A 1,804-nucleotide genomic window follows, 5' to 3' on the forward strand; every position below is an offset into this window, starting at 1 on the left:
ACTTAGTAGCATCGAATTGCTTGAAGCAAGAATACCAAGACGACATTACACGCTTGCACGATAAAAGTCGTGAGGCTTGCTGTTAACAGCGAACAAAGATTCAAGGTTGAAGATTAAAGGGTAAGACTATGACGATTAAAGTAGGGATTAACGGGTTTGGGCGCATTGGACGTTTGGCGCTGCGCGCGGCATTCGACTGGCCAGAATTGGAATTTGTGCAAATCAATGATGTTGCGGGCGATGCAGCAACGTTGGGCCACTTATTGGAGTTCGACTCTGTTCAAGGCCGTTGGCACCATGAAGTGCAGGTTGAGGGAAATGAACTCGTCATCAATGGCAAGCGCATCGCGACGACACAGCATCGCGACATCGATGCTGTGAATTGGTCTGGTTGTGATGTTGTGATTGAAGCGACAGGCGTGCACCGCAAAACATCGTACCTTGACCAATATCTCGATCAGGGCGTGAAGCGAGTGGTGGTTAGCGCACCAGTGAAAGAAGAAGGTATTGCGAACATCGTTGTTGGCGTGAACGACCACATTTTCGATCCTGACAAACATCGTATCGTGACAGCGGCTTCGTGCACGACCAACTGCATCGCACCAGTAGTAAAAGTCATTCATGAGAAATTGGGCATTGAGCAATCCTCTTTCACGACGATTCATGATTTGACCAATACGCAAACCATTTTGGATGCACCGCACAAAGATCTGCGTCGTGCTCGTGCGTGTGGCATGAGTCTTATCCCGACCACCACGGGCAGTGCGACTGCGATTGTGGAAATTTTCCCTGATTTAAAAGGCAAGATTAACGGCCACGCAGTGCGTGTACCGTTGGCGAATGCGTCACTGACAGACATCATCTTCGATGTGAAACGCGATACCACCGCAGAAGAAGTGAATGCTTTGCTGAAAGAAGCGTCAGAAGGTGAGCTAAAAGGCATTCTTGGCTTTGAAGAGCGTCCGTTGGTGTCGATCGATTACAAAGGCGATCAACGCTCAACCATCGTTGATGCACTCTCAACAATGGTCGTTGGCTCTCGCATGGTGAAGATTTACGCGTGGTACGACAATGAAATGGGTTACGCAACGCGTACCGCAGAATTGGTTCGTAACGTTGGTTTGGCTTAATAGGAGTTCACAATGTCTCATCCTACATGGCAATTAGATTTGGACTCTGGTGCATTAGTCCTAACACCGTGCCCGGGTACGAAAGGCGTCGATTTGCAAACGTCTTTACAGCAATTAAAAGAGCAGGGTGTTCAAGCCGTGGTTACGGCATTGGACAATGCTGAGCTAGCATCGAAAGACGTCGCGGATTTGGGTGAAGTTACCCAACAACTGGGTATGAAATGGTTCCAGATCAAGATTGAAGATGATTGCGCACCCAGTGAGGATTTCGCGATGAAGTGGCAACAAGCTAGCCCAGAACTGCATGCGATTCTTGCTCAAGATGGCAAAGTCGCGATGCACTGCATGGGCGGCTCGGGTCGCACTGGTTTGTTCGCAGCTCACTTACTGCTAGAAAAAGAATGGACGCTGGACGATATCGTGCGAGAAGTTCAGGCACTGCGCCCAGGCGCGTTTACCAAACCAGTGCAGCTTGAGTACATCGAACGGGTGGCAAAAGACGCGTGATCAGCTTAAATAGCTTTTGGAATATCATGATCCAAAAGCTATTGTCTGGTTTTTATAATGGAATATAGCTCAGAGATAAAACGGAAGGAAATATGTTAACCTTTTGTTTTTATTGATTATTAATTTTCAATTATAAATGCCAGCGTGTTTGTAAACTCGAACTAAGG

General features: G+C 47.6%; 2 protein-coding genes and 1 pseudogene. All 3 read left to right on the forward strand.

Features of this window, described 5'->3' with window-relative positions:
• A pseudogene (locus R7D93_RS25170) lies at positions 1-86 on the forward strand (transcriptional regulator); the annotation flags it as partial.
• Between the two features lie 42 nt (positions 87-128).
• A complete protein-coding gene (locus tag R7D93_RS25175; protein ID WP_005459102.1) occupies positions 129-1,130 on the forward strand; it encodes an ArsJ-associated glyceraldehyde-3-phosphate dehydrogenase in 1,002 nt (333 codons plus the stop codon).
• Between the two features lie 12 nt (positions 1,131-1,142).
• The gene (locus R7D93_RS25180) at positions 1,143-1,637 is read left to right on the forward strand and encodes a cyclin-dependent kinase inhibitor 3 family protein (RefSeq protein WP_110178219.1); all 495 of its coding nucleotides are present in this window, start codon (positions 1,143-1,145) and stop codon (positions 1,635-1,637) included.
• The last annotated feature ends 167 nt before the right edge of the window (positions 1,638-1,804 follow it).

This window comes from Vibrio sp. YT-15, assembly GCF_033337445.1.
Classification (GTDB): domain Bacteria; phylum Pseudomonadota; class Gammaproteobacteria; order Enterobacterales; family Vibrionaceae; genus Vibrio; species Vibrio alginolyticus.

Coding starts and splice junctions, on each gene's coding strand:
- R7D93_RS25175 (WP_005459102.1), top strand. CDS start 129: ATGACGATTAAAGTAGGGATTAACGGGTTTGGGCGCATTGGACGTTTG.
- R7D93_RS25180 (WP_110178219.1), top strand. CDS start 1,143: ATGTCTCATCCTACATGGCAATTAGATTTGGACTCTGGTGCATTAGTC.